The organism is Enterobacter sp. HNDS-6, from assembly GCF_039850505.1.
Classification (GTDB): Bacteria; Pseudomonadota; Gammaproteobacteria; order Enterobacterales; family Enterobacteriaceae; genus Enterobacter; species Enterobacter kobei.
In genome coordinates this window covers 3,216,919-3,242,854 of the sequence record NZ_CP156673.1, presented here as the reverse complement: position 1 = coordinate 3,242,854, position 25,936 = coordinate 3,216,919, and the positions used below count along the sequence as shown (strand labels likewise).

Genomic DNA, 25,936 nt, shown 5'->3' with positions numbered 1-25,936 from the left:
GGCTTATTAATTTCTTTGATCGAAGCAGGTAGTTAACGCATGAAGCGTTCAATCACGACAATAATTGAGAATAAAAAAAACCAATAAAAAAGCCACCCCATGATGAGGTGGCTACTGCAGGTATCGTCTTACTTTTTTTTATGCGGTTTTGGTGCGAATCAGATAGTCAAACGAACTCAGGGACGCTTTCGCACCTTCGCCCGTGGCAATGATGATCTGTTTGTACGGCACGGTCGTACAGTCACCTGCGGCGAAGACGCCTTTTACGCTGGTTTCACATTTCGCATCAATGATGATCTCGCCCATACGGTTGCGCTCAATCGCGCCTTCCAGCCAGGTGGTGTTTGGCAGCAGACCAATCTGCACGAAAATCCCCGAAAGCTGAACGCTGTGCACGTCGCCGCTGATGCGGTCACGGTATTCCAGGCCGGTCACTTTGCTGCCGTCGCCCTTCACTTCCGTGGTCTGCGCGTTCAGGATGATGTCGACGTTTTTCAGGCTGCGAACTTTATCCTGCAGAACCTGGTCGGCCTTCATCTCTGGCGCGAACTCCAGCAGGGTCACATGTTCCACAATCCCCGCCAGGTCGATAGCCGCTTCCACGCCGGAGTTACCGCCGCCGATCACCGCTACGCGTTTACCTTTAAACAGCGGACCGTCACAGTGCGGGCAGTAGGTCACACCTTTGGTGCGGTACTGATCTTCACCCGGAACGTTCATGTTGCGCCATTTCGCGCCGGTGGCAATGATAATGCTACGCGCTTTCAGCACCGCGCCGGATGCCGTTTCAATCTGGTGTAAACCGCCTTCGACCGCAGCAGGAACCAGCTTGCTGGCGCTCTGGCTGTCGATGACATCCACGTCATAGTCGCTGACGTGCGCTTTAAGTGCGCCAGCCAGTTTCTGGCCTTCGGTTTTCGGCACGGAAATGTAGTTTTCGATGTCCACGGTATCCAGTACCTGGCCGCCAAAGCGTTCACCCATCAGACCGGTACGGATCCCTTTACGCGCGGAGTAAACCGCCGCTGCCGCGCCCGCCGGGCCGGAACCGACGATCAGCACATCGTAGGCATCACGTTTGTTCAGCGCTTCTGCTGCGCGTTTTTCTGCGCCGGTATCCACTTTGGCAACAATTTCCGTCAGCGTCATGCGGCCCTGACCAAACTCCTGACCATTCAGATAGACCGCCGGCACGCCCATTACGTTACGCTCGGTGATCTCATTCTGGAACGTACCGCCGTCAATCGCCGTGTGTTTAATGCGCGGGTTCAGCACCGACATCAGGTTCAGCGCCTGCACCACGTCCGGGCAGTTGTGACAGGAGAGTGAGTAATAGGTTTCAAACTCGAAATCACCGTCGATGTCGCGGATCTGCTCCAGCAGAGCCTGCGCTTCTTTAGACGGATGCCCACCGGTCCACAGCAGCGCCAGCACCAGTGAGGTAAATTCATGCCCCAGCGGAGAGCCGGCAAAGCGCGGCCCCTGATCAGAACCCGGGTTGGCGATCAGGAAAGAAGGCTTACGGACAGCAAGCGTATTGTCTTCTTTGAAGGTCACTTTCGGTGACAGTTCAGCGATCTCTGCCAGCAGTTCCTTGATCTCTGCCGATTTCGCGCTGTCATCCAGCGTGGCAATCAGCTCAACAGGTTTGGTCAGTTTCTCAAGGTAGGCCTTGAGCTGGGTTTTCATATTCGCGTCGAGCATTGTTCTTCCCTCTCTTAAGACGTCATCATGCAAGCTGCCTTATAGGGGCGGCCTGAATGCAACTTGCATCATGGTGCTAATGAAATGGGCGCGGGCGCGCCCATGGATTGCCGGGTGGCACTTCGTTTACCCGGCCTACGATACTGTAGGCCTGTGCAAACGCGGCGCCGCCAGGCTTTGCAGACTTAGATCTTGCCGACCAGGTCTAAAGATGGAGCCAGCGTCGCTTCGCCTTCTTTCCATTTCGCCGGGCACACTTCGCCTGGGTGGGAAGCCACGTACTGAGCGGCTTTCACTTTACGCAGCAGGTCAGACGCATCACGGCCGATACCTTCAGCGGTAACTTCGATAGCCTGGATAATGCCCTGCGGGTCAACAACGAAGGTCGCGCGGTCGGCCAGACCTTCATCTTCACGCATATTGTCGAAGTTACGGGTCAGGGCGCCAGTCGGGTCGCCGATCATCGCGTATTTAATTTTCGCGATGGTTTCAGAGCTGCTGTGCCACGCTTTGTGGGTGAAGTGGGTATCGGTAGAGACAGAGTAAACGTCTACGCCCAGCTTCTGCAGTTCTTCATAGTGGTCAGCCACGTCACCCAGTTCGGTCGGGCAAACGAAGGTAAAGTCAGCCGGATAGAAGAAGAACACGCTCCAGCGACCTTCAGTATCTTTCTCAGTGACTTCAATGAACTCACCGTTTTTGAACGCCTGGTTTTTGAAAGGTTTAATTTTGGTATTAATCAAAGACATCTGTACTTCCTCCGTGTTTTCGTTGAGATGTAAGGTAACTAACTTTGCTCATCGGGGCTAATGCGTTTGCTTTATCAAATCAATCAGCCATACCTAACAACATCAACAAGACAGTAAGGTGAACCTTTTAAAGGAAACGCCAAAAGTAAAAAGGCCGCCTCTACGGGCGGCCCTTTTACCTGAATTCCCCGCAGGTACATTCAGTGCCAGCTTAAGCTGGCGTTGCGTTGCGCTCTACGCCCTTAACATCAAGGTGGTAACAGCCGTTTAATTACACCATCCGTGCCAGGCTTGAGCAATCCACGGGAGAGGCATTCCTGCCTATGGCTGTGATAGGCAGTTTCGAACATAATGACGGGGCGTTATAAATTAATTTTTATTATAAAAATAACTTAATATATAAATGACAATTGTCAATTAAGGTGCCTCTTAGCGAGATAAAATTATCTTAATCATCTTTGAAGTACTATTTTAATAATATGACGTCGTGATATATTAAGGCGCGTTTAATTTAAAATTAAGAGAGTTAACCGAAAGGATTGTAAATGGTTAACTTCAAACTATAGTTATCAGTGATATGATAACCCATGCAAACACGGCATCCTCAGGACGACACATGGCAAATCTCTACGATCTTAAAAAATTTGATCTCAACCTGCTAGTCATTTTTGAATGTATCTATCAACATTTGAGTATCAGTAAAGCGGCTGAGACGCTCTATATTACCCCCTCAGCAGTGAGTCAGTCACTGCAACGTCTGCGCGGACAACTCAACGATCCCTTGTTTATCCGTTCAGGTAAGGGCATCACCCCCACTACGGTTGGCGTCAACCTTCATCATCATCTTGAACAAAACCTCAATCAGCTTGAGCAAACCATCAATATGATGCACAGCAACGGGTTGAAGAAGAGCTTTGTCATTTACGGTCCGCAGTTTATGACGCCTAAAATCATGCTGGATCCGATGAAAATCCTGATCGAGAAGTATAACTATCAGGTTGAGCTGCATGATGTCTTCCTTGCCCCGGACTCAGCAGAAGACCTGCTGGCATACCGGAAAGCGGACCTTGTCTTCTCTTTCGCCCCGCTGAATAGCCGTTCAACGGCCTGCTGCTTGTTCCAGCAGATGTCTTTTACGCTGGTTTGCCGTCAGGATCACCCCCGCCTGGGTTTACAGGCGACGCGTGACGAAATTCTTCAGGAAAAATTTACGGCCTACCTGAGTGATGAGTTGAGCGTAAAGAATTTTCAGGAGCATACTGAGCAACTGCTTCCCGAACGAAATATCCTGTTCCGCAGCGACTCGTTTATCTCACTGCTGTCGATGATAGGCAATTCCGATCTGATTGGATTAGCCCCTACGCCAGCCTTTGAGCAGTATGGCCCGGCATTAAATCTCCGTAAGATTGAGACTGACATTACCTTCCCGACAGTCCCGGTTTATATGATGTACAATCGCTCAGCACTGAATAATGCTTCCTTCTCCAATTTTATTGATGACTTAAACTTACCCCAATAATTATAACTGACTGTTTACAGCAGTCAGTTACTTTTAATGCATTCACAAGGGAAATGTATTTAGCGTAATTATATGATTAATTTTTACCTATAATTATCTTCTTTCTAAGAGTATCATCCCCATTATTCATGCGCCATCTGATCATTATCACTCAGTAATGGATTGATATGTCACTTTACAAATTTCCATTGAATCAAAACGTAGTCGATGCCACGCAAGAGCGAATAAAATGGACCCTGGAGAATTTATCCAGGGTGTGCGTCTCTTTTTCAGGGGGAAAAGATTCCACCGTCATGTTACATCTGACGGCATTATGCGCCCGTAAAATGAAACGCAAAATAGACGTTCTCTTTATAGACTGGGAAGCGCAATTTACTTACACCATTAATCATGTCGAACATATGCGCGCCTTATACAGCGATGTCATCGATCGTTTCTGGTGGGTAGCGCTTCCCCTCACCACGCAAAATTCCCTGTCGCAATTCCAGCCAGAGTGGCAATGCTGGGAACCCAATACCGAGTGGGTACGGCAACCGCCTGACGATGCCATAACAGATCCCGCCTTTTTCCCCTTTTACCAGGGGGGAATGTCTTTTGAGACCTTTGTGCGCAGTTTCTCGGACTGGTTCTCTCTCAACCGCCCGGCCGCCGTCATGGTCGGGATACGCGCCGATGAGTCATACAACCGTTTTCTGGCTATCGCATCAGCGCGTAAACAACGCTTTGCCGATGATAAACCCTGGACGACCGTCGCCCCGGGTGGGCATGCCTGGTATATCTATCCTCTCTACGACTGGAAAACCGCGGATATCTGGACCTGGTTTGCAAAAACCGGCAATAGCTATAACACACTCTATGACCTTATGTATCAGGCCGGCGTACCACCGCGCTATATGCGCATCTGCGAACCTTTTGGCCCGGAACAGCGTCAGGGCTTATGGCTCTATCATGTTGTAGAGCCCGAACGCTGGGCGACCATGTGTGCACGCGTCAGCGGCGCGCGCAGCGGCGGAATTTACGCCGGGCACGACAACCATTTTTACGGCCACCGCAAAATACTCAAGCCGGACCATCTTTGCTGGCGGGAATATGCCCTGCTGCTTCTCGACAGCATGCCGCAGAATACGGCCGAGCATTACCGCAATAAAATCGCCATATATCTGCACTGGTACCAGAAGAGGGGCATGGAGGATATTCCCGATACCCAGGAGGGCGATGTCGGTGCCAAAGACATCCCTTCATGGCGGCGCGTTTGTAAGGTTTTACTTAATAACGACTACTGGTGCAGAGCGCTGTCTTTCAGCCCAAACAAACCCAAACATTATCAGCGCTACAGCGACAGAGTGAAGGCAAAACGCAAGGAGTGGGGCATTTTATGCGACAAAGAATAATCAACGAAATCGAAACGTACCTTCAGTCACTTCCTGAAGAGGACCAAATTAACGCCATTAATGCCTTTCGCCAGGCACTGCATAAATATAGCCCGTTTAACGATCAACCCATCGACTGCGTATTGTGGATCAAACAGGACGCTATCACGGCTAACGATTACAACCCGAATAATGTGGCCCCACCGGAAAAACGGTTGCTCATTAAGTCGCTGGAACTTGATGGATTCACCCAGCCTATTGTTGTAACAGAAAACGAACCACAACATTATGAAATTGTGGATGGTTTTCATCGTCATGAGATTGGCAAAAGTCGGGCTGCGTTAAAGCGCAAGCTGAAGGGTTACCTGCCTGTCACGTGCCTGCGTCAGGAACGACTCGGTAAATATGACCGCATGGCCTCAACCATCCGACACAACCGCGCACGCGGGCGGCATCAAATCAACGCGATGTCTGAAATCGTTCGAGAACTTGCGCAGCTTGGCTGGAGCAATGAAAGAATTAGCGAAGAGCTCGGTATGGATGGTGACGAGGTGCTGCGTCTCAAACAAATCAACGGCCTGCTGGAACTGTTTGCAGACCGTCGTTACTCAGAAGCCTGGACGGTGAAATAATCAGAGCGTGTTCAAACGCTCTGCCGCAGCCAGTAGCGTCGATTCCTGCTTCGCAAAGCAGAGACGAATCAGTTTATGCGGAAAAGGATCGGCGCAGAACACCGACAACGGAATAGCGGCCACGCCGACTTCTTTTGTCAGCCACTGGCAGAAACTGACATCATCCAGATCGGAAATGGCGCTGTAGTCAGCCAGCAGGAAGTACGTCCCTTCGGAAGGCAAAATTTCCAGGCGGCTTTGAGCCAGTGCGGTCACAAACAGATCCCGGCGTGCACGGTAAAAATCCGGCAGGTCGCGATAATGCTGTGGTTCATCGCGTAGCATGTCCGCCAGCGCCAGCTGAGCCGGGGTATTCACCGCAAACGTCAGGTACTGGTGTACCTTACGTAATTCAGCGCTGATGGCGGCAGGTGCCACGCAATACCCCACCTTCCAGCCGGTCATATGGTACGTTTTGCCAAATGACGACACGGCCACGGCACGTTCACGAAGCTGCGGATGGGCCAGCACGCTGGCGTGCCCTTCTTTAGTAAAACAGATGTGCTCATACACCTCGTCGCTCAGGACATAAATTTCACGTTCGGCAATGGCCTGCCACAGCGCGGCAAAATCGGCTTTCTGCCACACGCTCGCAGACGGGTTATGGGGCGTATTCAGGATCACCAGCCGCGTTTTATCGCTCAGCAGCGCAGCGAACGCCCGCCAGTCCGGGCGGAAATGCGGCGGCTGCAGCGCCACGCGTTTCACCACGCCGCCAGAGAGTTCAACCGCAGGCGCGTAGCTGTCGTAACTGGGGTCAAAACAGATGACCTCATCGCCCGCGCGCACCAGCGCGGTGATGGCCGCATACAGCGCTTCGGTCGCCCCTGCCGTCACCGTAATGTCGCTATTCGCATCCGGTTTATGGCCATACAATTCCGCCGTTTTATCCGCAATGGCTTCCCGCAGCGCCTGCACGCCCGTCATCGGCGCATACTGATTTGCTCCCTGCGCAACGTGGTACGCCAGTCGTTCCTGCAACCAGGCCGGTCCGTCAAAATCCGGGAATCCCTGAGAGAGATTAATGGCGTTGTGTTGCTGCGCCAGAGCGCTCATCTGCGTAAAGATGGTGGTGCCGAGATTAGGAAGTTTACTCTGAGGAATCAATGCGTTATTACTCATTATGCGGTGCCTGCATGTAATACTTATGTTGCTGCCACTATAACACGATGTTACCATTTGGCAATCAAGACGCTTAGACGTCTATACCATATCAATATTCCTGGTCGAGAGGTAAAAGGCAATGGCAGACAACCTGCAACTCACACAACTTGTCGACGCCTGCCGCTGGATTGGCGCCAAAGGCTGGGCACCCGCCACCGGTGGCAACATGTCTGTGCGACAGGATGAACACCTCTGCTGGTTGAGCGAATCCGGTAAAGACAAAGGCAGCCTGACCACGGCGGATTTTCTGCAGGTCGAGATCGCCACAAACCGTGTGCCGTCAGGCCGCAAGCCGTCGGCAGAGACCGGGCTACACACCCTCATTTATCGCCTGTTCCCCGAGGCCAACGCTGTCCTGCACGTTCACACCGTCAACGCGACGGTGCTGTCACGTCTGGTCAGGGAAACCGAGCTGAACATCAGCGGCTTTGAGATGCAAAAATCGCTTACCGGACAGGCCACCCATCTGGATACCGTCTCCATCCCGGTGTTTGATAATGACCAGGATATCGACGCCCTCGCCTCGCGAATCGCCCATTACGCGCAGGAACGCCCGCTTAATTATGGTTTTCTTCTGCGCGGTCATGGCTTAACCTGCTGGGGACGCGATGTGGCCGAGGCCCGCCGTCATCTGGAAGGACTGGAATTTCTTTTTGAATGCGAAATGCGTTTACGACAACTGGAGAGAGTATGATTCGCGCAATTGTGACGGATATTGAAGGGACCACCAGCGATATCCGTTTTGTCCACGATGTTTTGTTCCCCTACGCGCGTGAGCGGCTGGCGGCGTTCGTCACCGCGCAGCAGTACGCCGAGCCGGTCAAATCCATTCTGGACAATCTGCGCGATGAAATCGGTAACCCGCACGCCAGCGTCAGCGAGCTTATTGACGCCCTCTTTGCCTTTATGGATGAAGACCGTAAATCCACGGCGCTCAAAGCGCTGCAGGGGATCATCTGGCACGATGGCTACGTGAATGGCGACTTTACCGGCCACCTCTACCCGGACGTCCTGCCAGCGCTGGAAAAATGGAAAGCGCAAGGGATTGATCTCTATGTTTATTCCTCGGGATCGGTCGCCGCACAGAAACTGTTATTTGGCTACAGCGACGAAGGTGATATTACTCATCTGTTCAGCGGCTATTTTGATACCCACATCGGCGCCAAGCGCGAGGTGGCGTCTTACCAGAACATTGCGGCCCAAACGGGCATCGCGCCGTCGCAGATCCTGTTCCTGTCAGATATTCATCAGGAGCTGGACGCGGCTGAACAGGCAGGCTTTCGTACCCTGCAGCTGATTCGCGGCGATGATGACGGGGCAAGCCATCACCATCAGGTCCACCAGTTTGACGAGATAAACCCGGAGCAGATCCCTTCATGAGCGCATTAACTGTCTATTCTGATAAAGACGCCAGTCAACCAAAGTGGCACAGCACCGACGCCGCCGAGATCGCCCGGCAGCTCAACGCCAAAGGCGTACGTTTTGAACGCTGGGACGCGGACCGCGATTTAGGTCAGGATCCCGCCCCGGAGGCGGTGATTGAGGCTTACCAGCATGCGATCGACAAACTGATGGCAGAGAAAGGTTATCAGAGCTGGGACGTCATCAGCCTGCGGGCCGATAACCCACAAAAAGACGCGCTGCGCGCAAAGTTCCTGAGCGAACATACTCACGGCGAAGACGAAGTGCGCTTCTTCGTGGAAGGCGCGGGATTGTTCTGCCTGCACATTGGCGATGAGGTGTATCAGGTGCTGTGCGAGAAAAACGATCTGATCTCCGTACCCGCGGGTACGCCGCACTGGTTTGATATGGGTTCAGAGCCGAACTTTACCGCGATCCGTATTTTTGATAACCCGGAAGGCTGGGTTGCGCAGTTTACCGGTGATGCGATCGCGGATGCGTATCCACGTCTGGCATAATCTTTTCTCCCTCTCCCTGTGGAAGAGGGTTGGGGTGAGGGCTTAACGCGCACTACGCGTTAAGCCCTTTCACATACCCCACCAGCTGATCCAGCACAATCCCCCACCCTTCGTGGAAGCCCATCTGTTCATGCTGCTCACGAATTTCCTTCGTCGGGTGGCGCGCAATTGCCGTATAGCGGGTTTTGCCCTCGCCCACCTCCTCCAGCAGCAAAATCGCCGTCATAAACGGCTTCTCGGCCGGTTTCCAGCCTTCCGTATAACCGTCGGTAAAGACCAGTTTTTTTCCCGGGTCGATTTCAAGAAACACACCCCGGTTATCCATCCGCTGTCCGTCCACCTCAAATACGGTATTGAACCGACCGCCCACGCGCAGGTCGAGGTCGCATTCGGTCACTTTATGGGGAGCAGGAACGAAGAAGTTTTTGATGTGCTCGGGCGTGGTCCAGCAGAGCCACAGCAGGTCGCGCGGTGCATCCACCACGCGCTCCAGTTTTAAGTCAGTATCAGGATCAAGCGTCACGATATCGTCCTCTAAAGGGAACCCCTTAAAGGATAGCCGGACTCAGGCGAATTTCCCGTTTGCCACCTCTTCCGGCGTCACTACGCCCGTATCCAGCACCCAGCCGCTAATCAGCGAGGCTGGCGTAACGTCAAACGCCGGGTTATAGACCGGGGCGTTTTCCGGCGCCCACTGCACCGCCCCAAAGCTTCCGGCCACCCCCGTCACCTCACTGGCGGCGCGCTGCTCAATCGGGATCGCATCTCCGTTCGGGCACTCCGGGTCGAGGGTTGTTTGCGGGGCAGCAACGTAGAACGGAATGCCGTGGAATTTCGCCAGCACCGCAAGGGAATAGGTACCGATTTTGTTCGCCACGTCGCCGTTAGCGGCAATGCGATCGGCCCCTACCCACACGGCGTCGACCTGTCCTTTGGCCATCAGGCTTGCCGCCATGGAGTCGGTAATCAGCCGATACGGCACGCCCAGCTCGCCCAGCTCCCACGCGGTCAACCTGCCCCCCTGCAGCAGCGGACGGGTTTCATCCACCCAGACGTTGCTGACATTTCCCTCCTGATAGGCGCGGGCAATCACGCCCAGCGCCGTCCCCACGCCCGCCGTTGCCAGCCCGCCGGTGTTGCAGTGAGTCAGCAGGCGGCTACCGGGCGTCACCAGCGCGCTGCCCGCGCGGGCGATAGCGTCGCACAACTGCCTGTCTTCAGAAATCAGGCGCAGCGCTTCAGACACCAGCGCCGAAACGAAATCTTCCTGCCAGAGCGCCAGCTTCATACGGTCAAGGTTGTTCATCAGGTTCACCGCCGTCGGGCGGGACGCGCGCAGGGTTTCCAGCGCCACGGCGAGTTCATCACGGCTTTTGCCGCTTTCCGCCAGCAATGCCAGCAGCAGGCTTGCAGAGAGACCAATCAGCGGCGCACCGCGCACGCGCAGAGCATGGATATGCCCGACCAGCGTCTCTACCGTGGAGGCCTCAAGCCAGCGTTTCTCCTGCGGAAGCGCCTGCTGGTCGAGAATAAAGAGCTGATTATCCGCCAGCCGCAGGCTGGTCGTCTGTAATGTCTGCATGTCGTTAATTCCCTGTTGCGTTGTTGTAGCACATTGTGTCAGGATGAAATCCAGATGTATAGACGTCTACATGTCTTTATTAGCAAACTCGTGAGGAGCAGGCCATGTCGCAATACCGTACCTTTACCGCTCAGGACGCCGTGGAGTATGCCAGGCAGTTTGGTGGACTCGACGATCCTTCCTCGCTGGTGGAGGCGCAGGAAGTGGGCGACGGCAACCTCAATCTGGTCTTCAAAATTTTCGATGCCCAGGGCACAAGCCGCGTCATCGTCAAACAGGCGCTGCCCTACGTGCGCTGCGTCGGCGAGTCCTGGCCGCTGACGCTGGACCGCGCCCGTCTGGAGGCACAAACCCTGGTCGAGCATTACCAGCACAGCCCGCAGCACACCGTGAAAATCCACCACTTTGACCCGGAACTGGCGGTGATGGTGATGGAGGATCTCTCCAGCCATCGCATCTGGCGCGGCGAGCTGATTAAAAACAATCACTATCCACAGGCCGCGCGTCAGCTGGGTAAATACCTCGCATACACGCTGTTCCACACCAGCGATTTCTACCTGCATCCGCACGCGAAAAAAGCGCAGGTAGCGAAATTCATCAACCCGGAGATGTGTGAGATCACCGAAGATCTGTTCTTCAACGATCCGTACCAGATCCACGAACGCAACAACTACCCGGTCGAGCTGGAAAATGACGTCGCCGCCCTGCGCGACGATGCCCAGTTGAAAATTGCCGTGGCCTCCCTGAAGCATCGCTTTTTCTCACACGCTGAAGCGCTGCTGCACGGGGATATTCACAGCGGCTCCATTTTTGTGGCGGACGGCAGCCTGAAGGCCATTGACGCCGAGTTCGGCTACGTTGGCCCGATTGGCTTTGACGTCGGCACGGCCATTGGCAACCTGCTGCTCAACTTCTGCGGCCTGCCGGGGCATCTGGGTATTCGCGATGCCGCCGCCGCCCGCGAGCAGCGCCTGATCGACATTCAGGCGCTGTGGAACACCTTCGCGGAGCGCTTCCAGGCATTAGCAAACGAAAAAACGCGAGACGCCGCGCTCAGTGCGCCGGGCTATGCTTCCGCGTTTCTGAAAAAGGTCTGGCATGACGCCATTGGTTTCTGCGGCACCGAACTGATTCGCCGCAGCGTCGGGCTTTCCCACGTCGCGGATATCGACACCATTCAGGATGACGCCATGCGCCACGAATGCCTGCGCCATGCGATTACCCTCGGCAAGGCGTTGATTGTCATTGCCGAGCGCATCGACAGCGCGGAAGAGCTGGTGGCACGCGTGCGGCAGTACAGCTGAGTGCTTCTGGTTTTCTCCCTCTCCATGTGGGAGAGGGCGGGGTGAGGACACCAATCCGCACTCACCCCAAATACTCAATCACCGACAACCCACCGTTATAATCCGTGCTGTAGATAATCCCCTGAGCATCCACAAACACGTCGCAGGACTGGATCACCTGCGGGCGATTCGGCCGCGTATCCATCATTCTTTCCGGCGCAGCTGGCACCAGCGCACCGGTCTCCACCGGGCGATACGGGTTGGAAATGTCATACGCGCGTACGCCCGCGTTCTGGTAAGTGGCAAAAATCAGCGTCGAGCTGACAAAACTCCCCGGCCGGTTCTCGTGCAGGTTGTGCGGCCCAAAGTGCGCCCCTTTCGCCACGTAGTCGGTTTCATCCGGCTGCGGGAAAGTCGAGATACTCACCGGGTTCGACGGCTCGCGGATATCAAACAGCCAGATCAGCTTCTCCCCATCCTCCTGGTTATCCAGCACCGCTTCGTCGAGCACCACCAGCAGGGAACGGTCCGGCAGCGGCAGCGCGGTATGCGTCCCGCCACCAAACGGCGGGCTCCAGTTGCGATGGCTAATCAGCTTTGGTTGAGTGCGGTCTTTCACGTCCAGCAGCGTCAGGCCACCGTCGCGCCAGCTCCCATAGGCGGTATCGCCGGCGATAATCGCGTGGTGCAGCGCGTAGCGCTTTCCTTCGGGCCAACTGGGCTTTTTCCCTTCGGCCTGGTTCATCCCCGGCAGCCACCAGCGCCCCGCCACTTCAGGCTTGCGCGGGTCGGCCAGGTCGATGGTCAGAAAGATATAATCGGTAAAGCCGTCAATTAGCGCCGACACGTACGCCCAGCGCCCTCCGACATACCAGATACGGTGGATCCCGATGCCGCTCAGCGAAAGAAAGCCGATTTCACGCGGCTTGTCCGGGGTAGAGATATCAAACACCCGCAGCCCGGCGCTCCAGCCTTTGTCCCGCACGTCGCTGACGGTCTCCCCCACCTGACGGGTGTAGTAAACCTTCTCATCGGCAAAGCGGGCATCGGCAAACAGATCCCGGGCGTTGATCACCAGCAACAGATCGTCATGTGCCTGCAAATGCACGTTCCAGGTGCCGGGCGGCGCGGGAACATAACCTGCCGCTTTCGGGTTTTTCGGGTCGCGCACATCGACGATGGAAAAACCCTGCGACACCATATGACCGATATACGCGAAACCGTGATGCACCATCAGCTGCACGCCGTCCGGGCGACCGCCCTGGTCGCTATGGCCAATCAGCCGCATATTGCGGCTGTATTCGGGCGTAGGGAGCACACTCATTTATTTTTAGCTTCCAGCGTCGCAAACCACGGCGCGATAAAATCGTCCGTCTGGCCCCAGCCCGGAATGATTTTCCCAAGCGACGCCACGTTCACCCCACCCGGCTGGGCGGTCAGCAGCGCCTGCGGAATGGCAGCGGCTTTAAAGTCATAGGTTGCCGGGGTCGCTTCTCCGGCAATCTTATTGGCGATCAAACGCACGTTGGTTGCGCCAATCAACTTCGGATCCACCGCCACGCTTACCTTCCACGGGCTGCCCGGCTCACGCATCAGCTGCAGATCCTGGTTAGATATATCGATGCTGTAGAGTTTGATCTCGGTGCGTCCGTTCTCTTTCAGCGCCTTATACGCGCCCTGGCTGAAGGCATCCCAGGTGCCCCAGATAGCGTCGATTTTTCCTTTCGGGTATTTCGCCAGGATAGCGCCCACCTTGTTGGCGGTATCCCCCTGCACGTCAGAGGAGACCGCACCAATTGATTCCAGCTCTTTGATCTCCGGATACTGTTTTTGCAGTTCCTTGTACGCCGCCTGACGACGCTCCATCGGCGGGAAGCCCGCCACCCACAGCTTGACAATATTGGCCTTGCCGTTGAAATCTTTCGCCAGCTGGCCGAAGGAGAGGTTCGTCAGCGAAGCATCATCCTGCTGAGTAACGGTCACGCCCGGGATCTCGCCGTTCACCGCCGTATCAAACACGGCGACTTTAATCCCGGCATCCACCGCCTTCTTCACCAGCGCGGTGGAGTACGGATCGCGCCCCTGAGACAGGATAATCCCGTCGTACTTCTGGCTGATTGCCTGGTTCACGAAGTCCTGGAATTTGGCATCGTCCCCGTTGCTTAAAAAAGTGCTGACCTTAAAGCCGAGTTTCTTCCCTTCCTGAATCGCCCCCGCCACAAACTGCGTGGTGTTGTCGTCGGAGCCGAGGTTGCGGATCACCGCGATGCGGATCGGACCCTCGTGGTTCGCAATGGCAGCCGGCACCGGTGCGGGCGTGGCCGCGAAGCCTGGCAGCGCAGTCAATAATCCAAGTGCTACCAATGAGCGTGCAATTTTTTTCATTTTTTATCCTGTTGTGTTATCAGCGTTTTTGTATGTAGGTCATCGCCAGCGCCACCGCGAGCACCAGCCCTTTTATAATGTCCATGGCGTAATACGGCACGGAGAGCATCACCAGCCCGTTCGACAGCACGCCGAGAATAACTGCCCCAACCAGCGTCCCCAGCGCGTTCGGCTTGCCGGAACCCGCCAGCGAGAAGCCGATCCACGCCGCGGCCACCGCATCCATCAGATAACCGCCCCCGGCATTCACCTGCGACGAGCCAATGCGCGAGGCCAGCAAAATCCCGCCCAGCCCCGCCAGCAGCGAGGCGATCACGTAAGCTGCCACCTTGTAGCGCGTGGTGCGAATACCGGAGAGGCGCGCGGCTTCCGGGTTGCCGCCGATGGCGTACATGCGTCGGCCATGCGTGGTGAGGGACAGTCCCAGCTGCGCGAGAACCGTCACCACCAGCATGATGATGACGATGGTCGGCACCTGCCCCAGCAGGCTGAACGCCGCCGGAATGGTCCCTTCCGCCATATCACCGCTCGGCAGCACCATGTTTTCGGTAATCGACCCGCCATAGCTGTAAGTCATCGCCACGCCCTGGATCACAAACAGGCTGGCGAGGGTCGCGAGCATGTCCGGAATACGCAGGATGACGATCAGAAACGCGTTGAACAGCCCCACCAGCGTGCAGAGCGCAAGGGTAATCAGAATCGACTCGGTAGTGCCGAAGCCGTGCCAGACGAAAAGCGATATCACCAGCGCGTTTGCCAGCGACGCGGTGGATCCCACGGAGAGATCGAACCCGCCGACGGTCAGCGAAATCGATACGCCAATGGCAATCACCGTCACGATGGCGATCGCGCGCAATATGTTGATGATGTTGTTCGGATCGAGGAAGTTGTCCGAGGCCAGGCCAAACACCGCCACCAGCGCGACGACGGTCAGCAGCATGCCCCACTTGTAGAGAAAATCGAAAATATGCTGACGGCCTGACGCCGCCGCAGTCACTGAAAGGGCCTTACTCACGACGCCGATCCTCCGGTTGAATAATAAAGTAGTGTCTCTTCACGGGCCTCGGCCCCGGCGATTTCCGCCACGATACGTCCGTCCCACAGCACGCAGATGCGGTCGCACAGCCCGACCAGCTCGGCAAATTCACCCGAGGCATAAATCACCCCTTTGCCCTCGCGCGCCAGGCCGTCAATCAGCTGGAACAGATCGGTTTTGGCTTTCACGTCCACGCCCTTAGTCGGCTCGTCGAAAATCAGCACGCTGGCATCATTACGCAGCCATTTACCGATGGCGACCTTCTGCTGGTTGCCGCCGGACAAACGGCGCAGCACCTGCCCCGGCCCCCGCGCGCGCACGCCGACGCGGTCAATCACCTCTTCTGCCCAGCGCCACGCCTGACGATGACCAAACAGGCTCCAGCGCGAGAAGCTGTTATCGGCGCACACGGCAAGGTTCATGCTCACGGGCTCGTCGATAAAAATACCCTCCTTGCGCCGCTCCTCCGGCACCAGCGCCAGCCCGCGCAGCACCGAGTCGGCCGGGTCGTGCGGTTTCCAGGGCTGATGATTCAATTCGCCTTGTGCCACCCGGCTTTTCGTGGCGCCAAACAGCGCCTTGCAAAGTTCGGTTTTGCCCGCGCCCGCCAGCCCGGCAATGCCCAGAATTTCGCCTTTGCGCAGGTGAAGGGAGATATCTTTCAGCAGCGCGTCATCGTGCAGGCCCTCTACGCGCAGCAACGTTTCGTCGCTGTGCGGGGGGCGAGCAGGCGGGTAAATATCGCTCAGCACGTGGCCAAGCATCTTCTCAACGATCGCTTCGCCGCTGAGATCGGCCATCGGGCCGGACTCAATCAGCTTGCCGTCACGCAGCACCGTCAGGGTGTCGCAGATGGCTTTCAGCTCGTGAATACGGTGCGAGATAAACACTACGCCGATGCCCTGCTGCTGCAGGCGTCTCACCACCGCAAACAGGCGCTCGCTTTCATGTGCATCCAGCGGTGCGGTGGGTTCATCCAGAATTAAAAAACGGCAATGATGGGACAGCGCTCGCGCCAGCAAAATCTGCTGTTTTTCAGCAAGCGTGCAGCTGTCGACCGATCGCCGAACATCCATGGACACGTCCAGTTGCGCCAGCGCCTGTCTCGCCTGGTGACGAACCGCACGCCAGCTGAAGCGGTGCCCGGGCTGCGCAAGCTGGTCGAGCATGATGTTCTCGGCAATGCTCAGCCCCGGGATCAGCGCCACGTCCACTTCCTGCTGCACAAGGTGAATGCCCAGCCGTTTGGCGTCCAGCGGCTCGCGGATCGTCACCGACTGGTTGTTAATGCAAATCTCGCCTTCATAGCGATCGTGCGTTCCGCACAGCACCGCCATCAGCGTCGATTTCCCCGCGCCGTTGGCGCCGGTCAGCGCATGCACCGACCCGCCGCTCAGGGTAAAGTCCACCCGTGACAGCGCCTGAAAGCCGGAAAAGGCCAGGCTGATACCACGCATCTCAAGGCGACTGGAAACCATCCGCGTAAATCCTTCATTACTCTTCTGATTTATCGAATTTTTCACAGCGCCGGTTGACTGACAACGACGGAAAAGGCATAAGATAAAGCGAAATATTATTAGCCATCCGGATGTCCAGACATAACATCGGGTTAGCGCGTGCTAAAAAAGGACAACACCATGAGCAATACCGATATCCGCGTCGTGCCCGGCCCGGCGAACTACTTCTCCCACCCAGGCAGCCTTGCGCATCTCAATGATTTCTTCACGCCGGAGCAGCTTTCCCGCGCGGTGTGGATTTACGGCGAGCGCGCCATCGAAGCCGCGCGCCCTTTCCTGCCAGCGAGCTTTGACGCGCCGGGGGCAAAACACCTGCTGTTTAAGGGCCACTGCAGCGAGCGCGACGTCAGCCACCTGGTGAATGAAGCCGGCAGCGACGTCAGCGTGGTGATAGGCATCGGCGGCGGCGCGGTGATGGATACCGTCAAAGCCGTGGCGCGCCGTTCAAGTGTACCGTTCGTGGGCATCCCCACCATCGCCGCGACCTGCGCGGCGTGGACCCCGCTCTCCGTCTGGTACAACGATGAAGGCCAGGCGCTGCAGTTTGAGATTTTCGACGACGCGAACTTCCTGGTGCTGGTGGAGCCGCAGATCGTTCTCAATGCCCCGGCGGAATACCTGCTGGCGGGCATCGGCGACACGCTGGCGAAGTGGTACGAAGCGGTTGTGTTGGCACCTGAGCCGGAAAACCTGCCCCTGACCGTGCGGCTGGGCATCAACAGCGCGCTGGCGATCCGCGACGTGCTGCTGGAACGCAGCGAGGAAGCGCTGGCAGACCAACAGCGTGGCGAGTTATCGCAGGCGTTCCGGGACGTAGTGGATGCGATCGTTGCCGGCGGTGGAATGGTCGGCGGTCTGGGCGAGCGCTACACCCGCGTGGCGGCGGCGCATGCCGTACATAACGGGTTAACCGTGCTGCCGCAGACGGAAAAATACCTGCACGGCACCAAGGTGGCCTACGGCATTCTGGTGCAAAGCGCCCTGCTCGGCCAGGACGACGTGCTGGCGCAGCTGGTGGCGGCCTATCAACGCTTTAACCTGCCGACCCGGCTACGCGAACTGGACGTTGATATTAATAACCGCGACGCGCTGGATAAGGTTATTACCCACACTCTGCGTCCGGTGGAGTCGATTCATTATCTGCCCGTTGAGTTAACCCCTTACGTTCTGCGCGCCGCGTTTGAGAAGGTGGAAACATTCCCCCGTTAAATGCGCCGACCGTCTATACCTAATGATGATTCTCACCACTCTCTCGCAACGAGGTCATCATGCAGATCGATTTAACAGGTAAGAAAGCGCTGGTTACCGGCGCCAGCCGTGGGTTGGGCCGTGCGATAGCCCTGTCGCTGGCCCGCGCCGGTGCCGATGTGGTTATAACGTATGAAAAATCAGCCGATAAAGCCCAGGCGGTCGCCGATGAGATAAAAGCGCTTGGCCGATACGGTGAAGCCGTACAGGCTGACAGCGCCAGCGCGCAGGCGATTCAGGATGCCGTCACCCATGCGGCGCGCGCGCTCGGCGGGCTGGACATTCTGGTCAACAACGCCGGGATCGCGCGCGGTGGTCCGCTGGAGTCCATGACGCTGGCTGACATTGACGCCCTGATCAACGTCAACATCCGCGGCGTGGTGATCGCCATTCAGGAAGCGCTGGTGCACATGTCTGACGGCGGGCGCATCATTAACATCGGCAGCTGCCTGGCAAACCGCGTGGCCATGCCCGGTATTGCCGTTTACTCCATGACCAAGTCGGCTCTCAACTCTCTTACCCGCGGCCTGGCGCGCGATCTCGGCCCGCGCGGCATCACCGTCAACCTGGTGCATCCCGGTCCGACCAACAGCGATATGAACCCGGAGGACGGGGAACAGGCGGAAGCCCAGCGCCAGATGATTGCGGTCGGCCATTACGGTCAGCCGGAAGACATCGCGGCGGCAGTCACTTTCCTCGCCAGCCCGGCTGCCGGGCAAATTTCCGGCACCGGTCTGGATGTCGACGGCGGTCTGAACGCCTGATCGCATATTTTCTGCAAGCCTCTGTCACCCGGCAGAGGCTCTTCCGGGCCGCCTCGACGGTTTGCGTTTTGCCGCTTTCTCGCAGTTTTTCGCCGCTCTACAGTACCCCATTAGAAATTCGGAATTTATCTAATAGTCTTATTATTTCCTTATATTTTGTGTGGGCGTACAGTGGAGGTACGGATGAAGATTGTCTGGTCAAAGAATGCAAAGAAAGAGTTTTCCAAAATCGATGGCCGATATCAGCGAAGAATCAAAGTTAAACTTTCTGAGCTAGACGATCGCTCAGCTCCCCGGCCCGATATCAAAAAAATATCGGCGGCAGAAAATCATTTCCGGCTACGCGTTGGCGATTACCGCATTCTGATTACACTTCGGGACGATCCCGATAAACATTGTTATGTTTTGGCCGTCAAGCGCAGAACATCAACGACCTACCTTCACGAGGAGAAAGCCCCCTATGGCTGTTCAGCTAATTAAGGACGATGACGGAAAAACGCAGTACGTGGTTATTCCCTATGATGAATACTTTCGTATGTGCTTACAGATGGCAGAAATCGACGACGAAACCGACGATGATCTGGAGGATATTGAAGTCGAACACGATTGTTATGATGACGTAGGTTTACCGGGGGAAGTGTGCGACATCATGCATAACGAGAACGTCAGCCTGCAGGCCGCGTGGCGCATCCATTGCGGGTTATCCCAGCAGGAGGTGGCGCAGAAACTCGGCATCACCCAGTCCGCCGTCTCACAGCTGGAAGCGCTGGACTCCCGCCCGCAAAAACGTACCCGCGAAAAGCTGGCGGCAATTTACGGCTGCAAGCAGGAGCAGATCAGCCTCTATTTACCAAAAGAGGGTTAACAGCACTTCGCCCCGCCCTTGCCGCCGTAGCGGGCGTCCTGGCGGTCGCGGAAAAAGGCTTCGTAGGTCATGGGCGTCTGGTCCGGGTGGTTGACGCGCATATGTTCAACGTAGTTGTCGTAGTCCGGCACACCAATCATCATTTTGGCGGCCTGGCCCAGGTACTTACCTGCTTTGGAGAGGGTGTCGAACATCGTTCTGGTCTCACAGAAAATGTAGGCCGGGTAAGCGCTAGCGCCACCCGGCACACTGGTTAATGCGCCCCTTTCGCCTGGGTGACAATCTCTTCCAGGTTTTCAGGCATTGGCTCATACGGTGTCTCTTTCGCCGTTGGCTTATCCACTTTCAATGCTGCCAGCGCGGTTTTAAGAGAATACAACGCCAGCACCACGACCACCACCATAAAGAAGATGGTCAGCCCGGCATCCAGACGGTTATTAAACACCAGCTGCGACAGCTGAGACTCAGTGTACTGCGCCGGGATCTTGCCGCTGTCGATCATCGCCTGGAACTTATTGGCAATCGCCAGGAAGCCCACTTTGTTATCCGGGCTGAAGGCTTTCTGCCAGCCTGCCGTCAGGGTACAGATCAGCAGCCACGCGGTCGGCACCAGCGCCACCCACGCATAGCGCTGGCGCTTCATTTTGAACAGCACCACCGCGCAGAGCATCAACGCCATGCCTGCCAGCATCTGGTTGGCAATACCGAACAGCGGCCAGAGCGTGTTAATGCCGCCGAGCGGATCCACCACGCCCTGATGCAGGAAGTAGCCCCACGCCAGCACGCACAGCGCCGTCGCCAGCAGGTTTGCCGGGAGCGAATCGGTACGCTTCAGGTTCGGGGAGATCACCCCCAGCAGATCCTGCAGCATAAAGCGCGCCGCACGCGTACCGGCATCCACCGCCGTCAGGATAAACAGCGCCTCGAACAGAATGGCGAAGTGATACCAGAACGACACGTCCATCAACCCACCCAGCGCACCGTGCAGAATGTAGGCCATACCCACCGCCAGCGTTGGCGCACCACCCGCACGGGAGATAATTGACTGCTCGCCCACCTCATTAGCGATATGCGTCAACGTTTCCGGGGTAATCGCAAAGCCCCAGCCGCTGACCACCTGCGCAGCAGACGCCACGACGTCAACGGTCCCGGCCGGGGCCAGTACCGCCATCGGGCTGTTCATCGCGAAGTAGACGCCCGGGTCGATAATACAGGCGGAAACCAGCGCCATAATGGCGACGAAGGATTCCATCAGCATGCCGCCGTAGCCAATCAGGCAGGCCTGATTTTCATTCGCCAGCATCTTCGGCGTGGTTCCGGAGGCAATCAGCGCGTGGAAACCAGACACCGCACCGCAGGCGATGGTGATAAACAGGAACGGGAACAGGTTGCCGGTCCAGACCGGGCCGGTACCGTCGATGAACTTAGTCAGCGCAGGCATGGTCAGGGTCGGACGCATAATCAGAATGCCGATCGCCAGCCCGACGATGGTACCGATTTTCAGGAACGTAGAGAGGTAGTCACGCGGGGCCAACAGCAGCCATACCGGCAGTACCGCTGCCACAAAGCCATACCCCACCAGCATCCAGGTCAGCTGTATGCCGGTAAAGTCGAAGAACGGTGCCCAGGTCGGGCTTTCCGCCACCCAGCCGCCGGAAATAATGGCGAAGACCAGGAACACCAGGCCAATCACCGACACTTCACCAATGCGTCCCGGGCGCAGATAGCGAATATAAATTCCCATAAACAGCGCCAGCGGTATGGTGAACGCGACGGTGTACGTCCCCCACGGGCTGTGGGTCAGCGCTTTCACCACAATCATCGCCAGCACCGCGAGGATGATCACCATGATCATAAAGGTCGCCACCAGGGCAATCACCCCGGCGGTTGCGCCCATCTCCTCTTTCACCAGCTCACCCAGTGAACGGCCGTCGCGGCGAGTGGAAACGAACAGCACCATGAAGTCCTGCACCGCGCCCGCCAGCACCACGCCCGCGAGGATCCAGATCATCCCGGGCAGGTAGCCCATCTGCGCAGCCAGCACCGGCCCCACCAGTGGACCCGCCCCGGCAATCGCAGCAAAATGGTGACCGAACAGCACTTTTTTGTCGGTCGGGACGTAGTCCAGACCGTCATTATGACGTACGGCAGGCGTCATGCGCGTCGCATCAACGCCCAGGACGGTTTTCGCGATATAGCGGCCATAAAAACGATACGCGATCAGATAAATGCAGACGGAGGCGACAACGATCCAGAGCGCATTGATCTGTTCCCCCCGGTTGAGGGCGATATAGCCCAGGGCAAAAGCTCCCACAACGGAGAGCCCTGCCCATGTAAGGTATTTCCCTGAGTTGTTCATTGTGGTTATCCGTTGTTGTGAAACAGTGAGATGTTACATTTTGTTTCTAGAACAACGGCAAATATTTAACAACTCTGAAACGCAATAATGTGTGGTCAAACCAGAGATTTACACCACAGTGTTAAGCCGATCACTTTCAGCTAAATGACTTACCCCAACACCATCGTACTCAACCTGCAGGTACAGCATCGTCGTCCCTGCTCGTCGAAAACCACAATTTCCCAGCTCTGGTTGGTTCTCCCCAGATGCAGCGGCTGGCACACCCCACGCACCTTCCCCTGCGCCACGGCACGGTGGTGGGTGGCGTTCAGTTCGGTGCCCACGACGCTTTGCCCGTCACGGGTCATCAGAAATCCGGCCATCGACCCCAGCGTTTCCGCCAGCGCGGCTGAGGCGCCGCCGTGCAGCAGGCCAAACGGCTGATGGGTACGCGCATCCACCGGCATCTCGGCCTCGAGCGTGTCGTCGCCGAGGCGGGTATAGACGATGCCCAGATGCGCCACCAGGGTGTTCATGCTGGTCGCGTTCAGCTCGTCGAGCGATAAATGACGTTTCCAGATCATTTACGCCCCCAGCGTGGAGCCGCCGTCCACCACGATATCCTGCAGAGTGATATGGCTGGCGGCATCGGAGGCAAGGAACAGCACGGTACTGGCAATCTCCTGCGGACGGGCGATTTTGCCAAGCGGAATACCAAGCTTGAACTGCTCGCCAAAACCGCGAATGCGCTGCTGCTGTGCATCGTCGTTTGTCCACAGGGTGCGCTGCATATCGGTGTCCGTTGACCCCGGCGACACCAGGTTACAGCGTACGCCGCTGCCCGCCAGCTCCAGGCCGACGGTCAGGGCGAGGCTTTTCAGTGCCGCTTTCGAGGCGCCGTAGGCGCTCATCCCGATACGCGGCGTATGTGCCGCGTCAGAGGCGACGGTGACGATCGCCCCGCCCTGCTGACGGCGAAACTGGCCCATCGTCTGCTGGAACAGGTTGAACGCGCCGCCAACGTTAACCGCGAAGGTCTGCTGCCAGTCCTCCTGCGAGAGCTGGTCCGTCGCCCCCATACGCAGAATACCCGCCGCGTTGACCAGCACGTCCAGGCGTTCAAGCGAAGCCAGCACGCGGCCACACACGTCACTCACCTGCGCGGCATTTGCTACGTCCAGCGTTTCAGTCGCGAAGGGGTAGTCGTCCTGCGGGAAGGCCAGATCGAACCCGGTCACCTGCGCGCCCGCGTCAACAAACGCCAGCGCCGTCGCGTAGCCTATCCCCTTCCCCGCGCCCGTCACCCAGACGGTTTTGCCGCTGAAATCGAATCCCGCCATCACTTCACCTCGCGGGAGAGCAGCGCCCACCAGGCGTCGAGGGTAGGATTTTTGGCCAGCATCACGAAGTCGATATCGCCATGCACTTTGCGCCAGCGGGCGGCCAGCGCCATCATGCGCACAGAGTCCAGACCATAGTCGATCAGGTTTTCGTCATCCATCGGCTCATCGGACTCGTCCAGCAGCGGCAGAATCAGCGCGCGCAGCGCGGTTTTCGTTGCCGGAATGGACGGCAGCAGCTCGTCGGTCATCACCACGCGGCCTGAACGCCCGGCAACGTAGTTGAGGGACATCAGGTGCTCGTCGCGGGTGAAATCCGCCAGCGCGTCGGCGATAAAGAACGGCTTGATGTCGCGCATAAAGGCATCGGTCGCAGTGGTCATACAGCCGATGTGGGCGTACACGCCGGTAATCAGCAGCTGGTTGCGGCCGGTCTCTTTCAGCATCTGCTCCAGCGGCGAACGATGGAACGCGCTATAGCGCCACTTCACCAGCACGGTGTCCGCTTCGTCCGGCGTCAGTTCGGCCACAATACGCTGCTGGTCCGGCGAGCGGGTCAGGCCCGGCCCCCACATGTCGTTCAGCAGGGCGCGGTCCTCATCGCTCTGCTCTTTTGGCTGCGCGGTGTAGTACACCGGAATATTGTGCGCTTTGCAGTACGCGCGAAGTCTGGCGATATTCGCGACCACCTGTTGCATCATGGCGCTGTTTTCGCCCCAGAAATTCAGGAAATACTCCTGCATGTCGTGGATCAGCAGCGCGGCACGTTCTGGCTCGAACGCCCAGTTCACTTTATTGGCTGGCAGTTCTGCAGCGGTCGGCAGCGCGTAAGCGGTTAATTTTGGAATGGCCATACTCTGTTCCTCAGCCCTGTGCCCGTTCAGCCAGCCACAGGCGCAACTGTTTCTTATCGACTTTGCCGACCGGCGTCAGCGGGAGCGCATCCACGCTCTCCACGCGGTCCGGCAGTTTAAACTCGGCAACGCCCTCCTCGCGGAGGAAGCGGCGCACCTCGACCGCGCGCAGGGGCTTTTTCACCACCAGATACGCGCAGCTCTTTTCGCCCAGCAGGCTGTCCTCCATGCTCACCAGCGCGGCGTGGATCACCGACTCATGGCGCAGCAGCAGGTTTTCGATCTCTTCCGCGGCGATCTTCTCTCCGCCGCGGTTGATCTGATCTTTCTCGCGCCCCTGCACGGTGATATAGCCCTGCTCGTCGATGGCGATCAGATCCCCGGAGCAGTAAAAACCTTCTGCATCGAAGGCGCTGGCGTTGTGTTCCGGGCTGTTAAAATAGCCGCGGAAGGTGTACGGCCCGCGCGTCATTAGACGCCCGACTTCCCCGCGCGGCAGCGGATTGCCGTGTTCATCTGCCACCCACACTTCGTCGTCCGGACACATCGGGCGGCCCTGGGTATTGATGATGCGTTCCGGCGCGTCGTCGAGCGCGGTGTAGTTCACCAGCCCTTCCGCCATGCCAAATACCTGCTGAAGCTGACAGCCGATTTCCGCCGGAATGCGCGCGGCAAGCGTGGCGGAAAGGCGCGCACCGCCCACCTGCAGGAGCTTGAGAGATTTAAGCTGTGCGTTCCCCGCGCCGTCGGCAATCGCCTGCAACCACAGGCTGACCGCCGGTGGCACCAGCGAGGTGACGTTGATCTGATGTTGCTCAATTAACGGGAAGCAGAGCGTGGCGCTCGGGTCGCTCGCTAACACCACACAGCCACCCGCCGTGAAAACGCCTAACGATCCCGGCGAACTCATGGCGTAGTTATGTGCTGCGGGTAGCGCGTTCAGATAACGGGTCTTCGCGGTAATGCCGCAAATCTCGTTGCTGCGGCGGATGCTGTAGTCGTAATCGTTGTGCGTGCGCGGGATCAGTTTCGGCGTGCCGGTGCTCCCCCCGGAAAGCTGAAAGAAGGCCACTTCATCGGCGGGCGTCGGGTTCGGGATGAAATGGTCCGCCGGACGCGCAATCGCCGCGTCCAGGGCGTGTTCGCCCTTATCGCCGCGCAGGAGCACGACGCGTACCGACCGATGCGCATCCACGAAGGTGTTGAGGAAATCATCGCCCGCGAACAGCGCGTGATCGCGATCGGCAATCAGCACGGCGGGTTTGATCTGCATAGCGTAGGCGTTCAGTTCGCTGCGCTGATGGCTAAAGAGCGCGTTGACCGGCGCGACGCCAATGTGCAGCAGCGCAAAGAAGGTCATGTAGAACTCAGCCACGTTGCCGAGCTGTACCAGTGCGGTCTCGCCACGGTGCAGCCCCTGCGCCTGAAGTGCGGACGCGAGGTTGTTCACCGCCTGATTAAAGTTACGATAGGTGATACGCCGATCGCCGTCGATAATCGCCACGGCATCGCTGTCCGCATGGTCCGTCAGGATGTGGGTCAGCGGCAGATCCTGCCAGTAGCCTTTTTCTCGGTAGCGACGGGCAAAATCCTCCGGCCAGCGGGTAAAGGGAATGGTCATCAGTCTT

Annotated in this window: 26 protein-coding genes; 11 read left to right on the top strand and 15 right to left on the bottom strand. The window is 57.2% G+C overall.

All coding sequences use genetic code 11. The features are described 5' to 3' along the window. Positions 1 to 138: 138 nt before the first annotated feature. Both ahpF and ahpC read right to left on the bottom strand, forming a co-directional pair. The gene (gene ahpF / locus ABFI50_RS15125; RefSeq protein ID WP_014882975.1) at positions 139 to 1,704 is read right to left on the bottom strand and encodes an alkyl hydroperoxide reductase subunit F; all 1,566 of its coding nucleotides are present in this window, start codon (positions 1,702 to 1,704) and stop codon (positions 139 to 141) included. 185 nt (positions 1,705 to 1,889) lie between these two features. Continuing rightward, complete coding sequence (ahpC, locus tag ABFI50_RS15120; RefSeq protein WP_014882974.1) at positions 1,890 to 2,453, bottom strand: alkyl hydroperoxide reductase subunit C; 564 nt, start codon at positions 2,451 to 2,453, stop codon at positions 1,890 to 1,892. Between the two features lie 616 nt (positions 2,454 to 3,069). On the opposite strand from ahpC, the gene ABFI50_RS15115 reads away from it, so the two are divergent. The 3 genes from ABFI50_RS15115 to ABFI50_RS15105 all read left to right on the top strand — a co-directional run bounded on the left by ABFI50_RS15115 (position 3,070) and on the right by ABFI50_RS15105 (position 5,974). After that, on the top strand, positions 3,070 to 3,972 hold the full coding sequence (locus tag ABFI50_RS15115) for a LysR family transcriptional regulator (RefSeq protein ID WP_048997028.1): 903 nt from the start codon (positions 3,070 to 3,072) through the stop codon (positions 3,970 to 3,972). A 167-nt stretch (positions 3,973 to 4,139) separates the two neighbouring features. Then, the gene (locus ABFI50_RS15110; RefSeq protein ID WP_248217818.1) at positions 4,140 to 5,363 is read left to right on the top strand and encodes a phosphoadenosine phosphosulfate reductase; all 1,224 of its coding nucleotides are present in this window, start codon (positions 4,140 to 4,142) and stop codon (positions 5,361 to 5,363) included. Further along, the gene (locus ABFI50_RS15105; RefSeq protein WP_014882971.1) at positions 5,348 to 5,974 is read left to right on the top strand and encodes a ParB/RepB/Spo0J family partition protein; all 627 of its coding nucleotides are present in this window, start codon (positions 5,348 to 5,350) and stop codon (positions 5,972 to 5,974) included. The genes ABFI50_RS15110 and ABFI50_RS15105 overlap by 16 nt, the downstream gene beginning before the upstream one ends. On the opposite strand, the gene ABFI50_RS15100 is transcribed toward ABFI50_RS15105, so the two are convergent. Next, complete coding sequence (locus ABFI50_RS15100; protein WP_014882970.1) at positions 5,975 to 7,135, bottom strand: pyridoxal phosphate-dependent aminotransferase; 1,161 nt, start codon at positions 7,133 to 7,135, stop codon at positions 5,975 to 5,977. A gap of 121 nt (positions 7,136 to 7,256) precedes the next feature. On the opposite strand from ABFI50_RS15100, the gene ABFI50_RS15095 reads away from it, so the two are divergent. From ABFI50_RS15095 to ABFI50_RS15085, 3 genes are read left to right on the top strand one after another with little or no spacing between them, the layout of a single operon-like run. Next, the gene (locus ABFI50_RS15095; protein WP_347484423.1) at positions 7,257 to 7,871 is read left to right on the top strand and encodes a methylthioribulose 1-phosphate dehydratase; all 615 of its coding nucleotides are present in this window, start codon (positions 7,257 to 7,259) and stop codon (positions 7,869 to 7,871) included. Beyond that, entirely contained in the window at positions 7,868 to 8,557 is a 690-nt protein-coding gene (gene mtnC / locus ABFI50_RS15090) for an acireductone synthase (RefSeq protein ID WP_014882968.1), read from the top strand. Before ABFI50_RS15095 ends, mtnC begins: the two co-directional genes overlap by 4 nt. Next, a complete protein-coding gene (locus ABFI50_RS15085; RefSeq protein ID WP_347484421.1) occupies positions 8,554 to 9,096 on the top strand; it encodes an acireductone dioxygenase in 543 nt (180 codons plus the stop codon). The genes mtnC and ABFI50_RS15085 overlap by 4 nt, the downstream gene beginning before the upstream one ends. 52 nt (positions 9,097 to 9,148) lie before the next feature. Here ABFI50_RS15085 and ABFI50_RS15080 read toward each other — a convergent pair whose 3' ends face one another. Further along, complete coding sequence (locus tag ABFI50_RS15080; protein WP_347484419.1) at positions 9,149 to 9,619, bottom strand: SRPBCC family protein; 471 nt, start codon at positions 9,617 to 9,619, stop codon at positions 9,149 to 9,151. 42 nt (positions 9,620 to 9,661) lie between these two features. Further along, positions 9,662 to 10,678: an S-methyl-5-thioribose-1-phosphate isomerase gene (gene mtnA / locus ABFI50_RS15075; RefSeq protein ID WP_347484417.1), complete on the bottom strand. Its 1,017-nt coding sequence runs from the start codon at positions 10,676 to 10,678 to the stop codon at positions 9,662 to 9,664. Between the two features lie 104 nt (positions 10,679 to 10,782). Here mtnA and mtnK point away from each other — a divergent pair, with 104 nt between their 5' ends. Further along, the gene (gene mtnK / locus ABFI50_RS15070; RefSeq protein ID WP_179120622.1) at positions 10,783 to 11,982 is read left to right on the top strand and encodes an S-methyl-5-thioribose kinase; all 1,200 of its coding nucleotides are present in this window, start codon (positions 10,783 to 10,785) and stop codon (positions 11,980 to 11,982) included. Positions 11,983 to 12,043: 61 nt separating this feature from the next. Here mtnK and ABFI50_RS15065 read toward each other — a convergent pair whose 3' ends face one another. From ABFI50_RS15065 to ABFI50_RS15050, 4 genes are read right to left on the bottom strand one after another with little or no spacing between them, the layout of a single operon-like run. Further along, positions 12,044 to 13,285, bottom strand: a complete 1,242-nt coding sequence (locus ABFI50_RS15065; RefSeq protein ID WP_248217816.1) for an LVIVD repeat-containing protein — start codon at positions 13,283 to 13,285, stop codon at positions 12,044 to 12,046. Then, entirely contained in the window at positions 13,282 to 14,346 is a 1,065-nt protein-coding gene (locus ABFI50_RS15060; protein WP_023336903.1) for a sugar ABC transporter substrate-binding protein, read from the bottom strand. The genes ABFI50_RS15065 and ABFI50_RS15060 overlap by 4 nt, the downstream gene beginning before the upstream one ends. A gap of 19 nt (positions 14,347 to 14,365) precedes the next feature. Continuing rightward, positions 14,366 to 15,361, bottom strand: a complete 996-nt coding sequence (locus ABFI50_RS15055; protein ID WP_023332366.1) for an ABC transporter permease — start codon at positions 15,359 to 15,361, stop codon at positions 14,366 to 14,368. Continuing rightward, positions 15,358 to 16,860: a sugar ABC transporter ATP-binding protein gene (locus ABFI50_RS15050; RefSeq protein ID WP_032637214.1), complete on the bottom strand. Its 1,503-nt coding sequence runs from the start codon at positions 16,858 to 16,860 to the stop codon at positions 15,358 to 15,360. Before ABFI50_RS15050 ends, ABFI50_RS15055 begins: the two co-directional genes overlap by 4 nt. 159 nt (positions 16,861 to 17,019) lie before the next feature. On the opposite strand from ABFI50_RS15050, the gene ABFI50_RS15045 reads away from it, so the two are divergent. The 4 genes from ABFI50_RS15045 to ABFI50_RS15030 all read left to right on the top strand — a co-directional run bounded on the left by ABFI50_RS15045 (position 17,020) and on the right by ABFI50_RS15030 (position 19,776). After that, complete coding sequence (locus tag ABFI50_RS15045) at positions 17,020 to 18,108, top strand: oxidoreductase (RefSeq protein ID WP_347484414.1); 1,089 nt, start codon at positions 17,020 to 17,022, stop codon at positions 18,106 to 18,108. 59 nt (positions 18,109 to 18,167) lie between these two features. Beyond that, entirely contained in the window at positions 18,168 to 18,911 is a 744-nt protein-coding gene (locus ABFI50_RS15040; RefSeq protein WP_014882958.1) for a 3-oxoacyl-ACP reductase family protein, read from the top strand. 183 nt (positions 18,912 to 19,094) lie between these two features. Then, the gene (locus ABFI50_RS15035) at positions 19,095 to 19,391 is read left to right on the top strand and encodes a type II toxin-antitoxin system RelE/ParE family toxin (protein WP_200924974.1); all 297 of its coding nucleotides are present in this window, start codon (positions 19,095 to 19,097) and stop codon (positions 19,389 to 19,391) included. After that, entirely contained in the window at positions 19,372 to 19,776 is a 405-nt protein-coding gene (locus ABFI50_RS15030; RefSeq protein ID WP_014882956.1) for a helix-turn-helix transcriptional regulator, read from the top strand. The genes ABFI50_RS15035 and ABFI50_RS15030 overlap by 20 nt, the downstream gene beginning before the upstream one ends. Here the strand turns inward: ABFI50_RS15030 and ABFI50_RS15025 are convergent. From ABFI50_RS15025 to entE, 6 genes are all read right to left on the bottom strand, one after another. After that, positions 19,773 to 19,970, bottom strand: a complete 198-nt coding sequence (locus ABFI50_RS15025; protein WP_014169079.1) for a YbdD/YjiX family protein — start codon at positions 19,968 to 19,970, stop codon at positions 19,773 to 19,775. The two genes, ABFI50_RS15030 and ABFI50_RS15025, sit on opposite strands and share 4 nt — an antisense overlap. A gap of 59 nt (positions 19,971 to 20,029) precedes the next feature. Then, the gene (gene cstA / locus ABFI50_RS15020; protein ID WP_023332362.1) at positions 20,030 to 22,135 is read right to left on the bottom strand and encodes a pyruvate/proton symporter CstA; all 2,106 of its coding nucleotides are present in this window, start codon (positions 22,133 to 22,135) and stop codon (positions 20,030 to 20,032) included. 149 nt (positions 22,136 to 22,284) lie between these two features. Beyond that, positions 22,285 to 22,698, bottom strand: coding sequence for a proofreading thioesterase EntH (entH, locus tag ABFI50_RS15015; protein WP_045268266.1), 414 nt, complete (start codon positions 22,696 to 22,698; stop codon positions 22,285 to 22,287). Beyond that, the gene (entA, locus tag ABFI50_RS15010; protein ID WP_045268267.1) at positions 22,699 to 23,454 is read right to left on the bottom strand and encodes a 2,3-dihydro-2,3-dihydroxybenzoate dehydrogenase EntA; all 756 of its coding nucleotides are present in this window, start codon (positions 23,452 to 23,454) and stop codon (positions 22,699 to 22,701) included. It lies immediately after the preceding gene. Further along, a complete protein-coding gene (locus ABFI50_RS15005; RefSeq protein ID WP_045268268.1) occupies positions 23,454 to 24,308 on the bottom strand; it encodes an isochorismatase in 855 nt (284 codons plus the stop codon). Before ABFI50_RS15005 ends, entA begins: the two co-directional genes overlap by 1 nt. Positions 24,309 to 24,318: 10 nt before the next feature. Continuing rightward, positions 24,319 to 25,929: a (2,3-dihydroxybenzoyl)adenylate synthase EntE gene (gene entE, locus ABFI50_RS15000; RefSeq protein WP_045268269.1), complete on the bottom strand. Its 1,611-nt coding sequence runs from the start codon at positions 25,927 to 25,929 to the stop codon at positions 24,319 to 24,321. Between the last annotated feature and the right edge of the window lie 7 nt (positions 25,930 to 25,936).

Bases quoted from the DNA above. Each gene is read 5' to 3' on its own strand.
- ABFI50_RS15065 (WP_248217816.1), bottom strand. From the start codon at position 13,285: ATGAGTGTGCTCCCTACGCCCGAATACAGCCGCAATATGCGGCTGATT.
- mtnC (WP_014882968.1), top strand. From the start codon at position 7,868: ATGATTCGCGCAATTGTGACGGATATTGAAGGGACCACCAGCGATATC.
- ABFI50_RS15005 (WP_045268268.1), bottom strand. From the start codon at position 24,308: ATGGCCATTCCAAAATTAACCGCTTACGCGCTGCCGACCGCTGCAGAA.
- ABFI50_RS15045 (WP_347484414.1), top strand. From the start codon at position 17,020: ATGAGCAATACCGATATCCGCGTCGTGCCCGGCCCGGCGAACTACTTC.
- ahpF (WP_014882975.1), bottom strand. From the start codon at position 1,704: ATGCTCGACGCGAATATGAAAACCCAGCTCAAGGCCTACCTTGAGAAA.
- entE (WP_045268269.1), bottom strand. From the start codon at position 25,929: ATGACCATTCCCTTTACCCGCTGGCCGGAGGATTTTGCCCGTCGCTAC.
- ABFI50_RS15025 (WP_014169079.1), bottom strand. From the start codon at position 19,970: ATGTTCGACACCCTCTCCAAAGCAGGTAAGTACCTGGGCCAGGCCGCC.
- ahpC (WP_014882974.1), bottom strand. From the start codon at position 2,453: ATGTCTTTGATTAATACCAAAATTAAACCTTTCAAAAACCAGGCGTTC.
- ABFI50_RS15085 (WP_347484421.1), top strand. From the start codon at position 8,554: ATGAGCGCATTAACTGTCTATTCTGATAAAGACGCCAGTCAACCAAAG.
- entA (WP_045268267.1), bottom strand. From the start codon at position 23,454: ATGGCGGGATTCGATTTCAGCGGCAAAACCGTCTGGGTGACGGGCGCG.
- ABFI50_RS15100 (WP_014882970.1), bottom strand. From the start codon at position 7,135: ATGAGTAATAACGCATTGATTCCTCAGAGTAAACTTCCTAATCTCGGC.
- mtnK (WP_179120622.1), top strand. From the start codon at position 10,783: ATGTCGCAATACCGTACCTTTACCGCTCAGGACGCCGTGGAGTATGCC.
- cstA (WP_023332362.1), bottom strand. From the start codon at position 22,135: ATGAACAACTCAGGGAAATACCTTACATGGGCAGGGCTCTCCGTTGTG.
- ABFI50_RS15110 (WP_248217818.1), top strand. From the start codon at position 4,140: ATGTCACTTTACAAATTTCCATTGAATCAAAACGTAGTCGATGCCACG.
- ABFI50_RS15030 (WP_014882956.1), top strand. From the start codon at position 19,372: ATGGCTGTTCAGCTAATTAAGGACGATGACGGAAAAACGCAGTACGTG.
- ABFI50_RS15035 (WP_200924974.1), top strand. From the start codon at position 19,095: ATGAAGATTGTCTGGTCAAAGAATGCAAAGAAAGAGTTTTCCAAAATC.
- ABFI50_RS15115 (WP_048997028.1), top strand. From the start codon at position 3,070: ATGGCAAATCTCTACGATCTTAAAAAATTTGATCTCAACCTGCTAGTC.
- ABFI50_RS15060 (WP_023336903.1), bottom strand. From the start codon at position 14,346: ATGAAAAAAATTGCACGCTCATTGGTAGCACTTGGATTATTGACTGCG.
- mtnA (WP_347484417.1), bottom strand. From the start codon at position 10,678: ATGCAGACATTACAGACGACCAGCCTGCGGCTGGCGGATAATCAGCTC.
- ABFI50_RS15095 (WP_347484423.1), top strand. From the start codon at position 7,257: ATGGCAGACAACCTGCAACTCACACAACTTGTCGACGCCTGCCGCTGG.
- entH (WP_045268266.1), bottom strand. From the start codon at position 22,698: ATGATCTGGAAACGTCATTTATCGCTCGACGAGCTGAACGCGACCAGC.
- ABFI50_RS15040 (WP_014882958.1), top strand. From the start codon at position 18,168: ATGCAGATCGATTTAACAGGTAAGAAAGCGCTGGTTACCGGCGCCAGC.
- ABFI50_RS15050 (WP_032637214.1), bottom strand. From the start codon at position 16,860: ATGGTTTCCAGTCGCCTTGAGATGCGTGGTATCAGCCTGGCCTTTTCC.
- ABFI50_RS15105 (WP_014882971.1), top strand. From the start codon at position 5,348: ATGCGACAAAGAATAATCAACGAAATCGAAACGTACCTTCAGTCACTT.